Origin of the sequence: Pseudomonas azotoformans, from assembly GCF_900103345.1 — a bacterium.
GTDB lineage: Bacteria > Pseudomonadota > Gammaproteobacteria > Pseudomonadales > Pseudomonadaceae > Aquipseudomonas > Aquipseudomonas azotoformans.
The window spans coordinates 1,064,155-1,080,548 of the sequence record NZ_LT629702.1; the positions used below are offsets into that span (position 1 = coordinate 1,064,155).

A 16,394-nucleotide genomic window follows, 5' to 3' on the forward strand; every position below is an offset into this window, starting at 1 on the left:
GGGAGCCCAATTAACTTTTCAATTGTGTTTTTCAGCGGTTCAGCGGCGCCACAAAGCGGCTGTCGGCAGCGCTTTGGATCCACGGCTCGTCCACATCCGAGACCTTGAAGCGCAAGGTCTGCGAGCTGCTCGCCGGTTTATCCGCCAGCAATGCTACCGACACCGGCACGTCGACGATTTCCCCCGGTGCCAGGCTGATCTCAGTCTTGCCTTGCAACTGGAAGCCCTCGGCGTCCACTAGTTCCAGGCGATAGTCCTGGCGTTGCTGGGTCTTGTTGATCACCTTGAGGCTGTAGATATTTTCGATCAGGCCCTGGGCGTTCTCGCGGAACATGCCACGGTCCTTGGTCACGTCCAGCGAGACCATCGGCCGTTCCACCAAGGCCACCACCAGGGCTGCGATCATCACCAGCAGCACCGCACTGTAGCCGATCAGGCGCGGCCGTAGCAGATGGGTCTTGCCACCTTGCAGTTGATGTTCGCTGGTGTAGCTCACCAGGCCGCGCGCGTAACCCATCTTGTCCATGATCGAATCGCAGGCGTCGATGCACGCCGCACAACCAATGCATTCCATTTGCAGGCCGTCGCGGATGTCGATACCGGTAGGGCAGACCTGCACGCACAGCTGGCAGTCGATGCAATCGCCCAGGCCGACATCGGCGGGTTTCACTTCACGTTTGCGCGGGCCACGGTGTTCGCCGCGAGCCACGTCGTAGGAAATGGTCAGGGTGTCCTTGTCGAACATCACGCTCTGGAACCGCGCATACGGGCACATGTGCATGCACACCGCTTCGCGTAGCCAGCCGGCGTTGATGTATGTGGCGCCGGTAAAGAACAACACCCAGAACAGGCTGACGCCGCCCATCTGCCAGGTCAGCAGTTCGCTGGCCAGGGGGCGGATTGGCGTGAAATAGCCGACAAAGGTCAGCCCGGTCAGGACGCTGATGCCCAGCCACAAGGTGTGTTTGACCGAGCGCCGCGCCAGTTTGTTCAAGCTCCAGGGCGCGGCTTGCAGTTTGATGCGCTGGTTACGTTCGCCTTCGGTGATTTTCTCGCACCACATGAACAGCCAGGTGAATGAACTCTGCGGGCAGGTATAGCCGCACCACACACGGCCGGCGAACACGGTGATCGCAAACAGACCGAAGGCGCAGATGATCAGCAAGGCCGATAGCAGGATGAAATCCTGCGGCCAGAACGTGGCACCAAAAATGTGGAATTTGCTTTCAGCCAGGTCCCACAGTACCGCCTGCCGTCCACCCCAGTTCAACCAGACGGTGCCGAAAAACGCCAGGAACAGAAAGCCTGCACCGCCTACGCGCAAGGTGCGGAACAGGCCGGTGAAACTGCGGGTATGAATCAGGTTGTCGCTGGATTTGGCCTTCACCTTCTTCGGGTGTATGGGCTCAAAGGTTTCCACGGTTGGGATTCTTTCGCTCATGGTCGTTCGCTCATCAGCCTCCATCAGGCCGATGAACTATGCGCGGGACGCTGTTTGCATAACAGACTCAGGTAGGGTGATAAAAAGCGGATCAGATGGGCTGCGTGCGGCGTGCTGCGACAATGTGCTGCACCCTGTGTCGCCTAGGGTGCAGCGCTGTAACCTGTGCGTTGATACAGATCAATCAAATCAGCGAACCCGATTCTTCGGCCTTTACATGCTGGCGCCCATCGTGGGCTCCGGCGACCGTCAATGCGTCGGCCTCGGCTTCGGTGATATAGATCCGCTCGGCTGCCAATTCCACGTAGGACATGGATTTGTCGGTGTCGGTCACGATATTGACCCGCGTCGCCGGCAAGCTCTGTTCCTGGCCGTTGTCGTCGAGCATGAAGTAACACAGCTGGTTTTCGATACGTAAGGGCATGCCGATCTCCTTTCTCATGGGCTATGCAAGGTTAGGGGGCGGTGATGTGCAGGGGTTCCAGGCAACTGACTGGCGGTCGCTGCTGTCCATCCTTTACCAATAACGACAAAGGACGGCATCCATGGACGCCTGGTGGCATGAAGTGTGGCAAACCCTGCAGGCTGAATTCGCCGACATTGGCGACGCCAGGCAACTCACCCAGATCACCGTGCGCCTGCTGATCGCCGCAGTGCTGGGCGGTATCCTCGGCTTTGAACGCGAGAGCAAGGGCAAGGCCGCCGGGGTGCGCACCCACATGCTGGTGGCGCTGGGCGCCGCGTTGTTTGTGATGGTGCCGCAGATGTCCGGAAATCAGGCGGACGCAATGAGCCGGGTGGTGCAGGGGGTGATCGCGGGAATCGGGTTCCTCGGTGCCGGCACCATTCTCAAAGGCAAGGAGGATGAAGAGGGCCAGCACGTCAAAGGCTTGACCACGGCAGCCGGGTTGTGGATGACCGCCGCCATTGGGGTGGCGGCGGGGTTGGGGCGCGAGTCGACCGCTGTGCTCAGTACGTTATTGGCCCTGGTGGTGTTCAATGTGATGCCGAGGATTGTCAAGCTTCTGGAGAAGAAAACTGGGTAACAAGGTCTGGTCAGGTGACCAGATTTTGATAACGCAGCTCGCCAAACACCTTGATCACCATAGGGGGTTTTCCGGGATCGTTCGCCACGATGAGCACGCTTGTGTGGGTGCTCGGCAGGTAATGGATTTGCATTTCACCACGGGCTCCAGAAAATTTTTCCACCAGGTGCAATGGCGTGTTCAGCTGTTTTTGGATGTTGGTCAGGTCGATTTTGTCGTTGTTGTTGAAGTTTTTGATTTCGCTGGGCGCATTCAATGGGGACTCGCTGAGCGAACCATAACGGTAGGTTTCGGCGTCAGCGTTATAGGGTGTATTGGCAGGTGATGAGCGCAGCGTCGCGTTCAACTGTGTGCCCATCTCCTCAATTTTTTTGGCTGTTGCCTCGATTCTGGAAAATTTTTGCTTGAGGTCGGCAAGGCCATTTTGTGCGTTGTTCATGTACGCAACGCTATCCCCCACCCCGTCGCTATCAAATGCCTTTGCAACCTGAGAGAAATTGTCGAGCTCGATTTGTTGTATATGCCTTTCTCTCATCTCGTTGATGACTTTTTTGGCCTGTGCGGTGATCTTGTCATGGGACAACTGGTTGACGGATGCCCAAGGCGTCTTGGCGTTTGCCGCCGAGTGAGGGGTGTTCATCTCGATTGCGTTCGCAAGCTTCTTGGACCGCTCAAGTAATTCCTTGGTTTGGTTGGAATCTGGCTCGCGCAACGCCTTTTCGATATTGGTTTCGGTCAACAGTGTTTCAAGCTCGCTCGCCGCGTTGCGCGCCTCGGGCCCAGAAGATGCTCGAGGTGCGGGTGTGTTCGGTGCCGGCTCGGGCTGTTTGGGGGGCATGGACCAATTGGGGCCAGACTTTAGCAGCCCATTGATACGCTCAGACGTCAGCCCAGGTTGGCCGGGCGTGGAGTTGGATAGTGTGGGCTGCACGCCGGGCGATGAGCGGCCCTGCTGGGGATAGATAGTCGACATTGATTCATCCTCGTGAGGCTTGTGGTTGCACGATATAGCCAAGGCGGTGGTTATGCGCCCTCTCGGGATGAGTGTAAGAGTGAGTAGCATCGCTAGAGCTTAGGACGGGTCTGACAGCTGAGTGGGAAATTTTACTTTTCTCAACCGTTCGCCCGTGCGCCTGAAGCGATGTCTGCGCACGAGCGAACCCTCCACTTCTGACAATGTTCAGACAATCACTGGCGGCATCGTTGTTGGCGGCTCCTCCACCGACGGCGGCGGGTTTTCCGGTGGCTCTTTTTCCGGAATCGGCTCTGGCTCGGTCGGTGGCAAGGTCGGGTTATCGATATTCGGGTCCGGGGTTTCAGCCGGGATCGGGATATTCATCGGTGTGGCCTCCTTTGTGCTTTGCTCTATCGGTGGACAGCCGCCAGGGCGAATTGATTCCCCGCCCAATGGCGGCACATCCACCTGAACTTTTAACCGGCGCGCAGGCTCGGACCTATGACGGCTCTGCTCAGGGAGAGCGCGGCCGTATCAGAATTTCGGATCAAGCAAAGAGCGTCCACAGGGCGTAAGGGGAAGATGCTCGATGACTGCTGAAACACAGGTTCCAGACCCATCCTTATTGCCGCTGTCCCAGGCGCTGTTGCTGCCGCGGATCGCGATCGAGAGCACCACCCCCGTGATCGACGGCGGCGAATTTGCCGTCAAGGCCGTGGTCGGCCAGCGGGTCAACGTCACCAGCAAGGTGTTTGCCGACGGCCATGACAAGCTGGCCGTGCTGATCCGCTGGCGCCCGTTGCAGGACGAAAGCTGGCACAGCGTGGTCATGAACGACGTGGGCAATAATGGCTGGGAGGGCGCGTTTACCGTCGCCCAGCAAGGCCCCCACGAATACTGCATCGAAGCCTGGATCGACACCTTCGCCAGCTTTTGCTACGAGCTGCGCAAGAAGCACGAGGCCGGCGTGCCGGTCAGCCTGGAGCTGCAGGAAGGCCGCAGCCTGGTACTGCAGGCCGCCGAACGCAGTGACAACGAACTGCGCGACCGCCTGATGCTGCTGCACCACGAACTCTCCGGCTTGCTGGAAACCGAGCAGGTTGCGCAGTTCCTGCACGAAGACAGTGCACATTTGATGACCCAGGCCGATCACCGCGCCTACCTGAGCATCAGCACGGTGTACCCGATCGATGTGGAGCGTGAAGCGGCACTGTTTGCCAGCTGGTACGAGTTGTTCCCGCGTTCGATTACCGACGATCCGGCACGCCACGGCACCTTCAATGACGTGCATTCGCGCCTGTCGATGATCCATGACATGGGCTTCGACGTGCTGTACTTCCCGCCGATCCACCCCATCGGGCGCAGCCATCGCAAAGGCAGGAACAACTCGCTGACCGCCGGCCCCGATGATCCGGGCAGCCCATATGCGATCGGCAGCGAGGAGGGCGGCCACGAGGCTATCCACCCGCAACTGGGCAGCCGTGACGACTTCCGCCGCCTGGTCCAGGCCGCTGCCGAGCATGGCCTGGAAATCGCCCTGGACTTCGCCATCCAGTGTTCCCAGGACCACCCATGGCTCAAGGAGCACCCGGGCTGGTTCAACTGGCGCCCGGACGGCACGATCAAATACGCGGAGAACCCGCCGAAAAAATACCAGGACATCGTCAACGTCGACTTCTACGCGGCGGATGCGATCCCGAGCTTGTGGACCGAACTGCGCGATATCGTGGTGGGCTGGGTGAAAGAGGGCGTGAAGACCTTTCGCGTCGATAATCCCCACACCAAGCCGCTGCCGTTCTGGCAATGGCTGATCAGCGATGTGCGCGCCCGGTACCCCGAGGTGATCTTCCTGGCCGAGGCGTTCACCACACCCGCGATGATGGCGCGTCTGGGCAAGGTCGGCTACTCCCAGAGCTACACCTACTTCACCTGGCGCAATACCAAGGCCGAGTTGAGCGAGTACCTGACCCAGTTGAATGAATCGCCGTGGCGTGAATGCTACCGGCCGAACTTCTTCGTCAACACACCGGACATCAACCCTGGCTTCCTGCACGAGTCTGGGCGCCCGGGCTTTTTGATCCGCGCTGCGCTGGCAACCATGGGCTCGGGCCTATGGGGCATGTATTCGGGTTTCGAACTGTGCGAAGCAGCCCCGGTGCCGGGCAAAGAGGAATACCTGGATTCGGAGAAATACGAAATCCGCCCACGGGATTTCACCGCCCCCGGCAACATCATCGCCGAGATCGCCCAGCTCAACCGCATTCGTCGGCAGAACCCGGCACTGCAGACGCACCTGGGGCTTAAGCTCTATAACGCCTGGAACGACAACATCCTGTATTTCGGCAAGCGCAGCGAGGATGGCAGCAACTTCATTCTGGTGGCGGTCAACCTGGACCCTTACAACGCGCAGGAGGCCAACTTCGAGTTGCCGCTGTGGGAATTGGGGCTGCCGGACGATGCCCAGACCCAGGGCGAAGACTTGATGAATGGCCACCGCTGGACCTGGTATGGCAAGCACCAGTGGACACGGCTGGAGCCGCAGATGCCGTTCGGGATCTGGCGTATCACCACCTCTTAAGCCCCGCGCGGTTCAAGTATTTCAGGAGTTTCCAATGGCGAAGAAACCCAACGCTGCCACCTTCATCAAAGACCCGCTCTGGTACAAGGACGCGGTGATCTACCAGGTTCACGTCAAATCCTATTTCGACTCCAACAATGACGGTATCGGTGACTTTCCCGGCCTGATCGCCAAGCTCGATTACATCGCCGACCTCGGCGTCAACACTATCTGGCTGCTGCCGTTCTACCCCTCGCCACGCCGCGACGATGGCTACGACATCGCTGAATACCGAGGCGTACACAGTGACTACGGCACCATGGCCGACGCCAAGCGCTTTATTGCCGAGGCACACAAGCGTGGTCTGCGGGTGATCACCGAACTGGTGATCAACCATACCTCCGACCAGCACCCCTGGTTCCAGCGGGCACGCAAGGCCAAGCCCGGTTCGGCGGCGCGGGACTTCTACGTGTGGTCGGATGACGACCAGAAATACGACGGCACGCGCATCATCTTCCTCGATACCGAGAAGTCCAACTGGACCTGGGACCCGGTCGCCGGCCAGTACTTCTGGCACCGTTTCTACTCGCACCAGCCCGACCTCAACTTTGACAACCCGCAGGTCATGAAAGCCGTGCTGTCGGTGATGCGTTACTGGCTGGACATGGGCATCGACGGCCTGCGCCTGGACGCGATCCCCTATTTGATCGAGCGCGATGGCACCAACAACGAAAACCTGCCTGAGACTCACAACGTGCTCAAGCAGATCCGCGCCGAGATCGACGCCCATTACCCCGACCGAATGCTGCTCGCTGAAGCAAACCAGTGGCCGGAAGACACACAGCTGTACTTCGGTGACAAAAAGGGCGACGACGGCGACGAGTGCCACATGGCTTTCCACTTTCCGCTGATGCCGCGCATGTACATGGCCCTGGCCCAGGAAGATCGCTTCCCGATCACCGATATTTTGCGCCAGACTCCGGAGATTCCCGCCAATTGCCAGTGGGCCATCTTCCTGCGCAACCATGATGAACTGACCCTGGAAATGGTCACCGACAAAGAGCGCGACTACCTGTGGAACTACTACGCCGCCGACCGGCGCGCGCGGATCAACCTGGGTATTCGCCGGCGTCTTGCGCCGCTGATGGAGCGTGATCGTCGTCGTGTGGAGTTGCTCAACAGCCTGCTGCTGTCGATGCCCGGTACGCCGACCCTGTATTACGGCGATGAAATCGGCATGGGCGACAACATCTACCTGGGTGACCGCGATGGCGTGCGCACGCCGATGCAATGGTCCATCGACCGCAACGGCGGCTTCTCCCGCGCCGATCCGGCCAGCCTGGTGCTGCCGCCGATCATGGACCCGCAATATGGCTATCAGTCGGTCAATGTGGAGACCCAGGCCCAGGACCCGCATTCACTGCTGAACTGGACCCGGCGCATGTTGGCGGTGCGCAAGCAGTCCAAGGCGTTTGGCCGGGGTAGCTTGAAGATGCTCTCGCCGAGCAACCGGCGCATCCTGGCCTATACCCGCGAATTCATCGGTGAGGACGGGCGCAACGAGATCATCTTGTGCGTGGCCAACGTGTCGCGCAGTGCCCAGGCGGCGGAACTGGATCTGTCGGCGTTTGCCGGCATGGTGCCGGTGGAAATGCTTGGCGGTAATGCGTTCCCGCCCATCGGCCAGCTGAATTTCCTGCTGACCCTGGCGCCCTACGGCTTCTATTGGTTTGTGCTGGCGCCGGAAAACCAGATGCCCAGCTGGCATGTGGAACCGGCCCAGAGCATGCCGGACTTCACCACATTGGTATTGAAAAAACGCATGGAAGAATTGTTGGAAGAGCCTTGCCGAGCGTCCCTGGAACAGACCGCTCTGCCGGCGTGGTTGCCCAAGCGCCGCTGGTTCGCTGGCAAGGACACGGCCATCGACAGCGTGCGCATTGCCTACGGCGTGCGCTTTGGAGACCCGCAGCATCCGGTGTTGCTCAGTGAAGTCGAGGTGACGGCCGCAGGCCAGGTCAGCCGTTACCAGTTGCCGTTCGGTTTCCTCGGTGAAGACCAGTTCACCAGCGCCTTGCCCCAACAATTGGCGTTGGCCCGTGTACGCCGGGTGCGCCAGGTGGGGTTGGTGACCGACGCCTTCAGCCTTGAACACTTCATCCGTGCGGTGATCCAGGGCTTGCAGGCGCGCACCGTGCTTGAGACTGGCGACGGCGAGCTGCGCTTTGCGGCCACACCGCATTTGGCCAAGCTGCAACTGACAGATGAGTCCGAGGTGCGTTACTTGTCGGCCGAGCAGTCCAACAGCTCGGTGGTGGTGGGCGAAAGCCTGGTGCTCAAGCTGATCCGCAAAGTTGCCTCCGGCGTGCACCCGGAACTGGAGATGAGTGCTTATCTGACAGCTGCGGGCTACCCGAACATCTCGCCGCTGCTGGGGGCGATGGTGCGCCACGACGCCGAGGGCCAGGACAACCTGCTGATGATTGCCCAGGGCTACCTGAGCAACCAGGGCGACGCCTGGAGCTGGACCCAGAACAACCTGGAGCGGGCGATCCGCGACGAACTGGCCGAGGCCATTTCCGAGCAGGAACAACACTACAACGCCCTGGGCGAGCTGGCGGATTTTGCCGGCTTGCTCGGCCAGCGCCTCGGCGAAATGCACCAGGTGCTCGGTGCAAAAACCACCGACAAGGCCTTCAAACCCGAAACCGCCACCGCCAAGGACACCCAGGCCTGGGCCAAGGACGTCGGCGCACAACTTGACCGTGCGCTGCACTTGCTCAAACTTCATCAAAGCCAGTTGAACCCGGCGGATCAAGCGCTGGTCAGTGATTTGCTGGCACAGAAAAAAGCCATCGCCAGCCATGTACAGGCTTTGGCGAAAGCCACGGCGGGCGGGTTGCGCATCCGCGTGCATGGTGACTTGCACCTGGGCCAGGTGCTGGTGGTGAAGGGCGATGCTTACCTGATCGACTTCGAAGGGGAGCCGGCGCGGCCGTTGCATGAGCGACGTGGCAAGCACAGTCCGTACAAAGATGTGAGCGGCGTATTGCGCTCCTTCGACTATGCGGCAGCAATGGCCTTGAATGTTCAAGGGGTGGATCACTCGCCCGAGGCGGACCAGGCGCGCAGACGCGTGACAGAGCGTTACCTCAAGGAAGCACGCCAGGCCTTTATCCGGGCTTATCAGGCGGCGACGGCTACACTGGCGCATGACTGGCAGGATGCCAAAGGCCAGGACGCCGCGCTGACGTTGTTCAGCCTGGAGAAGGCCGCGTACGAAGTGGCTTACGAAGCGGAAAACCGCCCGACCTGGTTGCCGGTGCCCCTGCGAGGGTTGCACGGCCTGTTGAGCGGTATCGCACCTATATCGAACACTGCACGCGGTGGGGAGACGTCATGAGCTATACACATAAAGAACCGCTGCAACCGAAACTGACTGCATTGCCGGCGTCCAAGGACGTCGAAGCGCTGGTCCGCGCCGAACACCACGACCCGTTCTCGATTCTCGGGCCACACGATGATGATCACGGCGGCCATTTTATCCGTGCATTCCTGCCCGAGGCTTTGAGTGCGCAGGTGCTGGCACGCGACGGCGGCGAGACGCTGGGCAGCCTGGACGCGAGCCAAGTGCCGGGCCTGTTTGTCGGCCAGTTCAAGACCCGTCAGCCGTACCTGTTGAAAATCCAGTGGGCCGGTGGTGAGCAAATCACCGAAGACCCGTACAGCTTCCAGCAACTGCTGCTGGGTGAAATGGACCTGTACCTGTTCGCCGAAGGTAATCACCGCGACCTTGGTAATTGCCTGGGCGCCCAGGTGACCAGCGTCGATGGCGTGGCGGGCGTGCGCTTTGCCGTGTGGGCACCGAATGCGCGGCGGGTGTCGGTGGTGGGCGACTTCAATATCTGGGACGGTCGGCGTCATCCGATGCGCTTGCGCCATCCTTCCGGCGTCTGGGAGATCTTCATCCCACGCCTGCAACCGGGTGCGGCCTACAAGTACGAAATTCTCGGTGCCCATGGGATCCTGCCGCTCAAGGCCGACCCAGTGGCGCTGGCCACCCAGTTGCCGCCAGACACTGCCTCCAAGGTGGCCGAACCGTTGCAGGTGGACTGGCAGGATCATGAATGGATGCAGGCGCGGGTCGACAAGCAGAAGGCCACCGCGCCGTTGTCGATCTATGAGCTGCACGTGGGCTCCTGGCAGTGCGAATTGGACGAGGCGGGCGAAGTGGCCCGGCAATACAACTGGCGTGAGCTGGCCGAACGCCTGATTCCCTATGTGCAGCAACTGGGTTTCACCCACGTCGAGTTGATGCCGATCATGGAGCATCCGTTCGGCGGCTCCTGGGGCTACCAGGCGTTGTCACAATTTGCTCCCACGGCGCGGTTCGGTTCGCCGCAGGATTTCGCCTACTTCGTCAATGCGCTGCACCAGGCCGATATCGGTGTGATCCTCGACTGGGTGCCGGCGCATTTTCCTACCGATACCCACGGCCTGGCGCAATTCGACGGCACTGCGCTGTACGAATACGCCAACCCGCTGGAAGGCTTCCACCAGGATTGGGACACGCTGATCTACAACCTGGGCCGCACCGAGGTGCACGGCTTCATGCTGGCTTCGGCGCTGCACTGGCTCAAGCATTTCCACATTGACGGGTTGCGCGTGGATGCCGTGGCGTCGATGCTCTACCGCGACTATTCGCGCAAGGCCGGCGAATGGGTGCCGAACCGCCATGGCGGCCGTGAGAATCTCGAAGCCATCGACTTCCTGCGCCATTTGAACGACGTGGTGGCCCAGGAAGCGCCGGGTGCGTTGGTGATTGCCGAGGAATCCACCGCCTGGCCGGGCGTGAGCCAGCCGACCCAACAGGGCGGGCTGGGCTTCAACTACAAATGGAACATGGGCTGGATGCACGACTCACTGCACTACATCCAGCAGGACCCGGTGTACCGTGCCCACCATCACAACGAACTGAGTTTCGGCCTGGTGTATGCCTGGTCCGAGCGGTTCATCCTGCCGATCTCCCATGACGAAGTGGTGCATGGCAAGCACTCGCTGATCGACAAGATGCCCGGCGACCGCTGGCAGAAATTCGCCAACCTGCGCGCCTACCTGGCGTTCATGTGGATGCATCCCGGTAAGAAACTGCTGTTCATGGGCTGCGAGTTCGGCCAATGGCGCGAGTGGAACCATGACCAGCAATTGGACTGGTACTTGTTGCAATACGCCGAGCACAAAGGCGTGCAAAAGCTGGTGGGCGACTTGAACCGGCTGTACCGCGAAGAGCCGGCCTTGCATGAACAGGACGACGCACCCCAGGGCTTCCAGTGGCTGATCGGCGATGACGCGATCAATAGCGTCTATGCCTGGCTGCGCTGGAGCAAGGACGGCAAGCCGGTGCTGGTGGTGGCCAACTTCACCCCGGTGCCGCGTGAGGGTTATGCCGTCGGTGTACCTTTTGCCGGGCGCTGGAGCGAAGTGATCAACAGTGACGCCGATATGTACGCAGGTTCCAATTACGGTAATGGGGGCGAGGTGTTCACCCAGGATGAACCCCGTCATGGTCAAGCGGTGTCGCTGGCGCTGAATCTGCCACCCCTTGGCGTGTTGATTCTGCGTCCGGAAGCGCTTTAAAGGCTCTACTGTGCTGGATTCTGTTGTCCACGCTGCTGGCAGGGTGCCACAATGGCGCCTTTGTCGCAGCAGTCGAATCAGGCGAATTTCATGAATGGCCTTGGGCGTGGGCAGGACCAGGATTGCTTTATAGAGGAGCAGGTGCGAACCGATCGTTTGCACCAGCTGTTCCGGCAGTCATTTGCCGCCATCTTCGGCAGCTACTTGGGCGCCATGATGCTCTGCTGGCTGTGTTGGGACCGGTTTGATCATCAAGTCATGCTGATCTGGCTATTGACGCTGGCAGCCTCGACGTTGCTGCGACTGCAGATGTTCATGGAGTGGTTTCGTTGCCCCAACGCCGAGCGCACCCCGGATCGCTGGGAGCGCCGCTACTGGACCACGCTGATGCTGTCGGCCGGTATCTGGGGCTTTGGCGCATTGGCGGTGATGCCCACCGATGACCGGCTCTCCCAGGCGCTGGTGATGCTGTTCACCGTGGGCATGTCGGTGAGTGCAGTGTCGTGTTACTCGGCCTATCGCTATATGACGCTGGGGTCCATGGGCCTGGTTTTACTGCCATGTACCCTATGGTTGCTGTTCCAGCCTTCCTCGATGCAAGTGGGCGTGGCCGTCGCGGTACTGGTGTTTTCCACCTTTGTGGTGAGCGCCACGCGCAAGTTGTCCGATGCCCTGGAGAAAGCCTTTCGCCTGACCCGGCAAATGGAGCGTGCCCACAACATTTCCACTCGCGCCGCACAGACCGATGAACTCACCGGCCTGATGAATCGCCGCGCCTTTTTCGAGCATGCCCAGGTGTTGTACGAACAATGCCGCCACAATCGTCAGCCGCTGTGTGCGCTGATGATGGACATGGACCACTTCAAGGAAATCAACGACACCTACGGCCACCAGGCCGGTGACCAGGTGTTGCGCCAGATTGGCGGGGTGATCAGCGCATCGTTCCGCCAGGCCGATGTGTACGGCCGCCTGGGTGGCGAAGAGTTTGCGGTGTTGCTGCCCAACACTTCGCTGGAAACCGCACGGGTTATCGCTGAACAATTGATCAAGGCGATCTCCGGCCTGTCCTCCGCGCCGGTGCATGGGTTGACGGCCAGCCTCGGTGTTGCGTCCACCCACACTCAGGATCAAGACCTGCACGGCCTGATGAATACGGCTGACAAGGCGCTGTATCGCGCCAAGGCCCAGGGCCGCAATCAGGTGGCGGTGGCGGAGTAAGACTTCAAATTGTGGCCGGCCGGCTTCCTTGGCAACCAGGCCTGTGTGGTAAACAGGCTTGCTGTGGTGAGCGGGCTTGCTGCGGTGAGCGGGCTTGCTGTGGTGAACAGGCTTTTTGTGGTGAGCGGGCTTGCCCCGCGTTGGGCTGCGCAGCAGCCCCAATCCTAACACCTCGGTCTACCTGAAACAGCGATGTGGCCCTGAGAGAGGGAGCCGCTTCGCGCCCCAGCGCGGGGCAAGCCCGCTCACCACAGGAGCCCGCGTTCACCACGGATGTTCGCTAGGGCATCGCCTTTGTCAGTGCCCGCGCCACCTGATCGGCCGAGTAGGGCTTGGCCAGGAACTCGAACCCTTCGTAGCCGCTGTCGGCCAGCTCTTCGCTGTAGCCGGAAGTCAGCACCACCGGCAAGTCCGGGCGCCGCTGACGCAGTACCTTGGCCATGGCCACGCCGGTCATGCCGGGCATCACCACATCCGAAAACACCCCATCGAAGGCCCGGGCGTCGGCACCGGCCAGCGCGAGGGCCTGTTCGGCATCGGTGGCCCACGTGGTTTGGTAGCCCAGGTCCTGAAGGATCTGGTTGGCGAAGCGGCCCACTTCCAGGTTGTCCTCCACGATGAGGATATGGCGCTGCGCTGCGGTGTGGACCGGCGCAAGATCCTCCTGCTGCTGCACGTCGGGCATTGCTTGCGGGGCCACTTCCGGCAGGTACAACGTAAACACCGTGCCCTGGCCCACGCGGCTGGACACGTCGACGTTGCCACCGGACTGCTTGGCAAACCCGAACACCTGGGACAAGCCCAGACCAGTGCCTTTGCCGACCGCCTTGGTGGTAAAGAACGGCTCGAAAATGCGCTCGAAGGTATCGCCCGGAATACCGCTGCCGGTGTCGGTCAGGGAGACGCTGACAAATGGCTGGAGTGCCTGCGCATCGCCGCGGATGCACGGCAGTGCGTCGAGCGTGGCGACGCGCAGGGTCAGGGTGCCCTGGCCGTCCATGGCATCCCGGGCGTTGAGGGCGATGTTGATCAGGGCGGTTTCAAACTGGCTGGAGTCAACCCGCACATGGCAGGGGCGCTCTGGCAATTGCACCTGTACGCGGATGCGTGCGCCGGTGACGCTTTCGAGCATCTCGGCGATGTTCTTGACCCGCTGGCCCGCATCGAAGACTTCCGGGTTCAGCGGTTGGCGACGGGCGAAGGCGAGCAACTGGCTGGTGAGCTTGCTGGCCCGTTCCACCGTATCGGACACCGCCCCCATGTAACGCTGGCGACGGTCTTCGGACAACCCCGGCTGGCGCAGGAAGTCCACCGAGGAGCGAATGATCGTCAACAGGTTGTTGAAGTCGTGGGCCACGCCGCCGGTCAATTGACCGATGGCTTCAAGTTTCTGCGACTGGTGCAACGCAGCTTCGGCCTGGGTGAGGGCAGCGGTGCGTTCCTGCACCCGTTGTTCCAGTGTGGCATTGAGTTCGGTGAAGGCTGCCAGGCCTTCGCGCACGGCGGCGTCAGCGCGCACGCGCTCGATGTGCGCCCAAGAGCGCTCGGTGACTTCGCCCACCAACGCCAGGTCGTAGGGTGACCAGACCCGAGGCGCTTTGTCATGCACGGCCATCAACGCCGTGAGACGGCCGTGCTTGATCAGCGGGAAACACACGGTGGCCAATGCGCCCAAGGCCTGATAGCTGGCGGCGTCTTCAGGCGTGAACTCGAGGCGATTGTCTTGCACCACCAGCGGCTCGCCAGCGCGCAGGCGCTGCACCGCCAAGGCGCCGAACGAGGCCAGGCTGTAATGGCCGACGATGCTCGGCGAGCCGGGCGCTGCCCAGTTGCCGCGAATGGTAAAACCGTCTTCGTCGGCATCCATGTCGGCATAGGCGCAGTTGGAGACTTGCAGGTGCTCGGCCAGCAGGCGGGTGGTGGTGGCCATGATGTGTTCGGCATCGGTGGCGGTGGCGACCGCGTTGCCGATGGTGTCCAGGGCCGCCAGACGCTGGGTGAGAAACACGGTGGTGGTGGTTTCGGTGACCGTGTCGAGCATGCCGACGATCTTGCCATTGGGGTCCCGGATCGGGCTGTAGCAGAACGTGAAATACGCCTGTTCAGGCCCGGCACCACGCTCGATCACCAAGGGGAAGTTTTCGATGTAGGTCGCGTGCCCTTGGAAGGCCGCGTCGGCGATCGGGCTGACCTGGTCCCAGACTTCGTGCCAGGTTTCGCTGAAAGGGCGGCCCAATGCGTCGGGTTTATCGCCCAGGATCGGGATAAACGCGTCATTGTAGAGCGTGATCAACTGCGGCCCCCAAATGATGGCCTGGGGGAAGCTTGAGGCAAAGCACAGTGCGGCTGTGGTCTTGAGCACATCCGGCCACTGTTCCAGCGGACCCAGGGGCGTACTCGCCCAATCATGCTGGCGCACCCGCTCAGCCATCTCGCTGCTGCTTTGCAGCCAATTCATCATTGCAAGAACACCTTGTTTACCGCGGTCTGTTTAACGCCTGGAAGGGAGGGCCTGACAAGCAACAGACCGGAAAGCCCGCTGGCAGTTCAGCGGGATTATCGCGGTGATAGCAATTTGATGCACTATCCGTATGGATAGATGTGCAAACCTGCTTATTGCGCGCCGAAAACCGCCGTCCAATAAATCCCCGCGTCACTCTTCGGGTCCATCGCATAGGCCGCGCCCAGCTCGCGGAACTGCGGGTTCATCAGGTTGGCGCAATGGCCCGGGCTGGCGAGCCAACCGTCGACCACCTTGCGTGGCGTGTCCAGGCCGGCGGCGATGTTTTCGCCGATGTTCTTCGCGATGTACCCGGCCAACTCCGCACGGTCGCCCGGTGTGCGGCCGTCGTGGTCGAGGTGGTCGAAGAAGTTGCCGTTGGCCATGTTGCGCGTGTGGCTGTTGGCGGCGCCGGCCAGGTCGTCATTCCACGACAACGGCGTGGTGGCGGTAAACGCCTGGGGGCCGCATTGCCGTGGCTGAGACCGCGCGGTGTTGATCAGGTTGAGCAGTTGCCTGCCTTCGGTCTGCCAGTCGCCCAGGCCACTGGTCAGCAGCGGGCGGGCGAGCACGATGCGCCAGTCCTGGCCGCTGTTGCTCACGCCGATATCGACGAATTGCGGGTCCAGCACCACGCGGCAGAAGCTTTCGCGCACGGCCTTCATCGCCGCCTGGGCATCCTTGGGCCCGGACAGGCTGATGGCCTGCACGTTGACCATCGGATACGCGGCGCGTGCCAGCGCTTGCTGCAAGTCGCCCACATTGGTGGCCGGCAGCACCAGCCGTGTGTCGCTGGCCAGCGGTGGCAGTTCCTGGGAACCCTGGTCGCCGCAGCGCTGCACCTGGCTGCGGTATTGGTTGATCTGTTGCACCAACTGACTTTCTTCATTCGCCATCGCGCTGGCGCAGAACACCGTAGTGGCGGCCAGCGTCGTAAGACCCATCATCAATGACAGAACGCGCATGGACGTTACCCTTGAGCTTGAAAGTGCCCATGATGCGCGATGTAACCCGGTCTGGCGCAACGCCTTTTTTGTTTT

The 16,394-nt window shown here is 61.1% G+C and carries 11 protein-coding genes; 5 read left to right on the top strand and 6 right to left on the bottom strand.

Annotated elements, in window-relative coordinates:
• Positions 1 to 31 precede the first annotated feature (31 nt).
• Together ccoG and BLR69_RS04570 are read right to left on the bottom strand one after the other, a co-directional pair.
• The gene (gene ccoG / locus BLR69_RS04565) at positions 32 to 1,441 is read right to left on the bottom strand and encodes a cytochrome c oxidase accessory protein CcoG (protein ID WP_071492581.1); all 1,410 of its coding nucleotides are present in this window, start codon (positions 1,439 to 1,441) and stop codon (positions 32 to 34) included.
• Between the two features lie 184 nt (positions 1,442 to 1,625).
• A complete protein-coding gene (locus BLR69_RS04570) occupies positions 1,626 to 1,865 on the bottom strand; it encodes a DUF3203 family protein (protein WP_071492580.1) in 240 nt (79 codons plus the stop codon).
• 121 nt (positions 1,866 to 1,986) lie between these two features.
• On the opposite strand from BLR69_RS04570, the gene BLR69_RS04575 reads away from it, so the two are divergent.
• Entirely contained in the window at positions 1,987 to 2,487 is a 501-nt protein-coding gene (locus BLR69_RS04575) for an MgtC/SapB family protein (RefSeq protein WP_071492579.1), read from the top strand.
• A gap of 10 nt (positions 2,488 to 2,497) precedes the next feature.
• Here the strand turns inward: BLR69_RS04575 and BLR69_RS04580 are convergent, their stop codons facing one another.
• Both BLR69_RS04580 and BLR69_RS30885 read right to left on the bottom strand, forming a co-directional pair.
• Positions 2,498 to 3,460: a M10 family metallopeptidase C-terminal domain-containing protein gene (locus BLR69_RS04580; protein ID WP_166794341.1), complete on the bottom strand. Its 963-nt coding sequence runs from the start codon at positions 3,458 to 3,460 to the stop codon at positions 2,498 to 2,500.
• A gap of 207 nt (positions 3,461 to 3,667) precedes the next feature.
• Positions 3,668 to 3,826 carry a hypothetical protein gene (locus BLR69_RS30885; protein ID WP_166794340.1) on the bottom strand — a complete coding sequence of 53 codons (159 nt, stop codon included), beginning with the start codon at positions 3,824 to 3,826 and terminating at the stop codon, positions 3,668 to 3,670.
• A gap of 205 nt (positions 3,827 to 4,031) precedes the next feature.
• Between BLR69_RS30885 and BLR69_RS04585 the strand changes: the two genes are divergently transcribed.
• The 4 genes from BLR69_RS04585 to BLR69_RS04600 are packed head-to-tail and all read left to right on the top strand — an operon-like array spanning position 4,032 to position 12,854.
• Complete coding sequence (locus BLR69_RS04585; protein WP_071492578.1) at positions 4,032 to 6,020, top strand: alpha-1,4-glucan--maltose-1-phosphate maltosyltransferase; 1,989 nt, start codon at positions 4,032 to 4,034, stop codon at positions 6,018 to 6,020.
• A 34-nt stretch (positions 6,021 to 6,054) separates the two neighbouring features.
• The gene (gene treS / locus BLR69_RS04590) at positions 6,055 to 9,402 is read left to right on the top strand and encodes a maltose alpha-D-glucosyltransferase (protein ID WP_071492577.1); all 3,348 of its coding nucleotides are present in this window, start codon (positions 6,055 to 6,057) and stop codon (positions 9,400 to 9,402) included.
• Positions 9,399 to 11,636 carry a 1,4-alpha-glucan branching protein GlgB gene (gene glgB, locus BLR69_RS04595; protein WP_071492576.1) on the top strand — a complete coding sequence of 746 codons (2,238 nt, stop codon included), beginning with the start codon at positions 9,399 to 9,401 and terminating at the stop codon, positions 11,634 to 11,636. The genes treS and glgB overlap by 4 nt, the downstream gene beginning before the upstream one ends.
• 51 nt (positions 11,637 to 11,687) lie before the next feature.
• Positions 11,688 to 12,854 (top strand): GGDEF domain-containing protein, encoded by a 1,167-nt coding sequence (locus tag BLR69_RS04600; RefSeq protein WP_071492575.1) that lies wholly within the window; start codon positions 11,688 to 11,690, stop codon positions 12,852 to 12,854.
• Between the two features lie 280 nt (positions 12,855 to 13,134).
• Here the strand turns inward: BLR69_RS04600 and BLR69_RS04605 are convergent, their stop codons facing one another.
• Both BLR69_RS04605 and BLR69_RS04610 read right to left on the bottom strand, forming a co-directional pair.
• Positions 13,135 to 15,315 carry a GAF domain-containing protein gene (locus tag BLR69_RS04605; RefSeq protein ID WP_071492574.1) on the bottom strand — a complete coding sequence of 727 codons (2,181 nt, stop codon included), beginning with the start codon at positions 15,313 to 15,315 and terminating at the stop codon, positions 13,135 to 13,137.
• Positions 15,316 to 15,467: 152 nt separating this feature from the next.
• Positions 15,468 to 16,319, bottom strand: a complete 852-nt coding sequence (locus BLR69_RS04610; protein ID WP_071492573.1) for a CAP domain-containing protein — start codon at positions 16,317 to 16,319, stop codon at positions 15,468 to 15,470.
• Positions 16,320 to 16,394: the final 75 nt, after the last annotated feature.

Excerpts from the sequence above, each read along its gene's own strand:
- ccoG (WP_071492581.1), bottom strand. The coding sequence starts at position 1,441 with ATGAGCGAAAGAATCCCAACCGTGGAAACCTTTGAGCCCATACACCCG.
- BLR69_RS04570 (WP_071492580.1), bottom strand. The coding sequence starts at position 1,865 with ATGCCCTTACGTATCGAAAACCAGCTGTGTTACTTCATGCTCGACGAC.
- BLR69_RS04575 (WP_071492579.1), top strand. The coding sequence starts at position 1,987 with ATGGACGCCTGGTGGCATGAAGTGTGGCAAACCCTGCAGGCTGAATTC.
- BLR69_RS04580 (WP_166794341.1), bottom strand. The coding sequence starts at position 3,460 with ATGTCGACTATCTATCCCCAGCAGGGCCGCTCATCGCCCGGCGTGCAG.
- BLR69_RS30885 (WP_166794340.1), bottom strand. The coding sequence starts at position 3,826 with ATGAATATCCCGATCCCGGCTGAAACCCCGGACCCGAATATCGATAAC.
- BLR69_RS04585 (WP_071492578.1), top strand. The coding sequence starts at position 4,032 with ATGACTGCTGAAACACAGGTTCCAGACCCATCCTTATTGCCGCTGTCC.
- treS (WP_071492577.1), top strand. The coding sequence starts at position 6,055 with ATGGCGAAGAAACCCAACGCTGCCACCTTCATCAAAGACCCGCTCTGG.
- glgB (WP_071492576.1), top strand. The coding sequence starts at position 9,399 with ATGAGCTATACACATAAAGAACCGCTGCAACCGAAACTGACTGCATTG.
- BLR69_RS04600 (WP_071492575.1), top strand. The coding sequence starts at position 11,688 with ATGGCGCCTTTGTCGCAGCAGTCGAATCAGGCGAATTTCATGAATGGC.
- BLR69_RS04605 (WP_071492574.1), bottom strand. The coding sequence starts at position 15,315 with ATGATGAATTGGCTGCAAAGCAGCAGCGAGATGGCTGAGCGGGTGCGC.
- BLR69_RS04610 (WP_071492573.1), bottom strand. The coding sequence starts at position 16,319 with ATGCGCGTTCTGTCATTGATGATGGGTCTTACGACGCTGGCCGCCACT.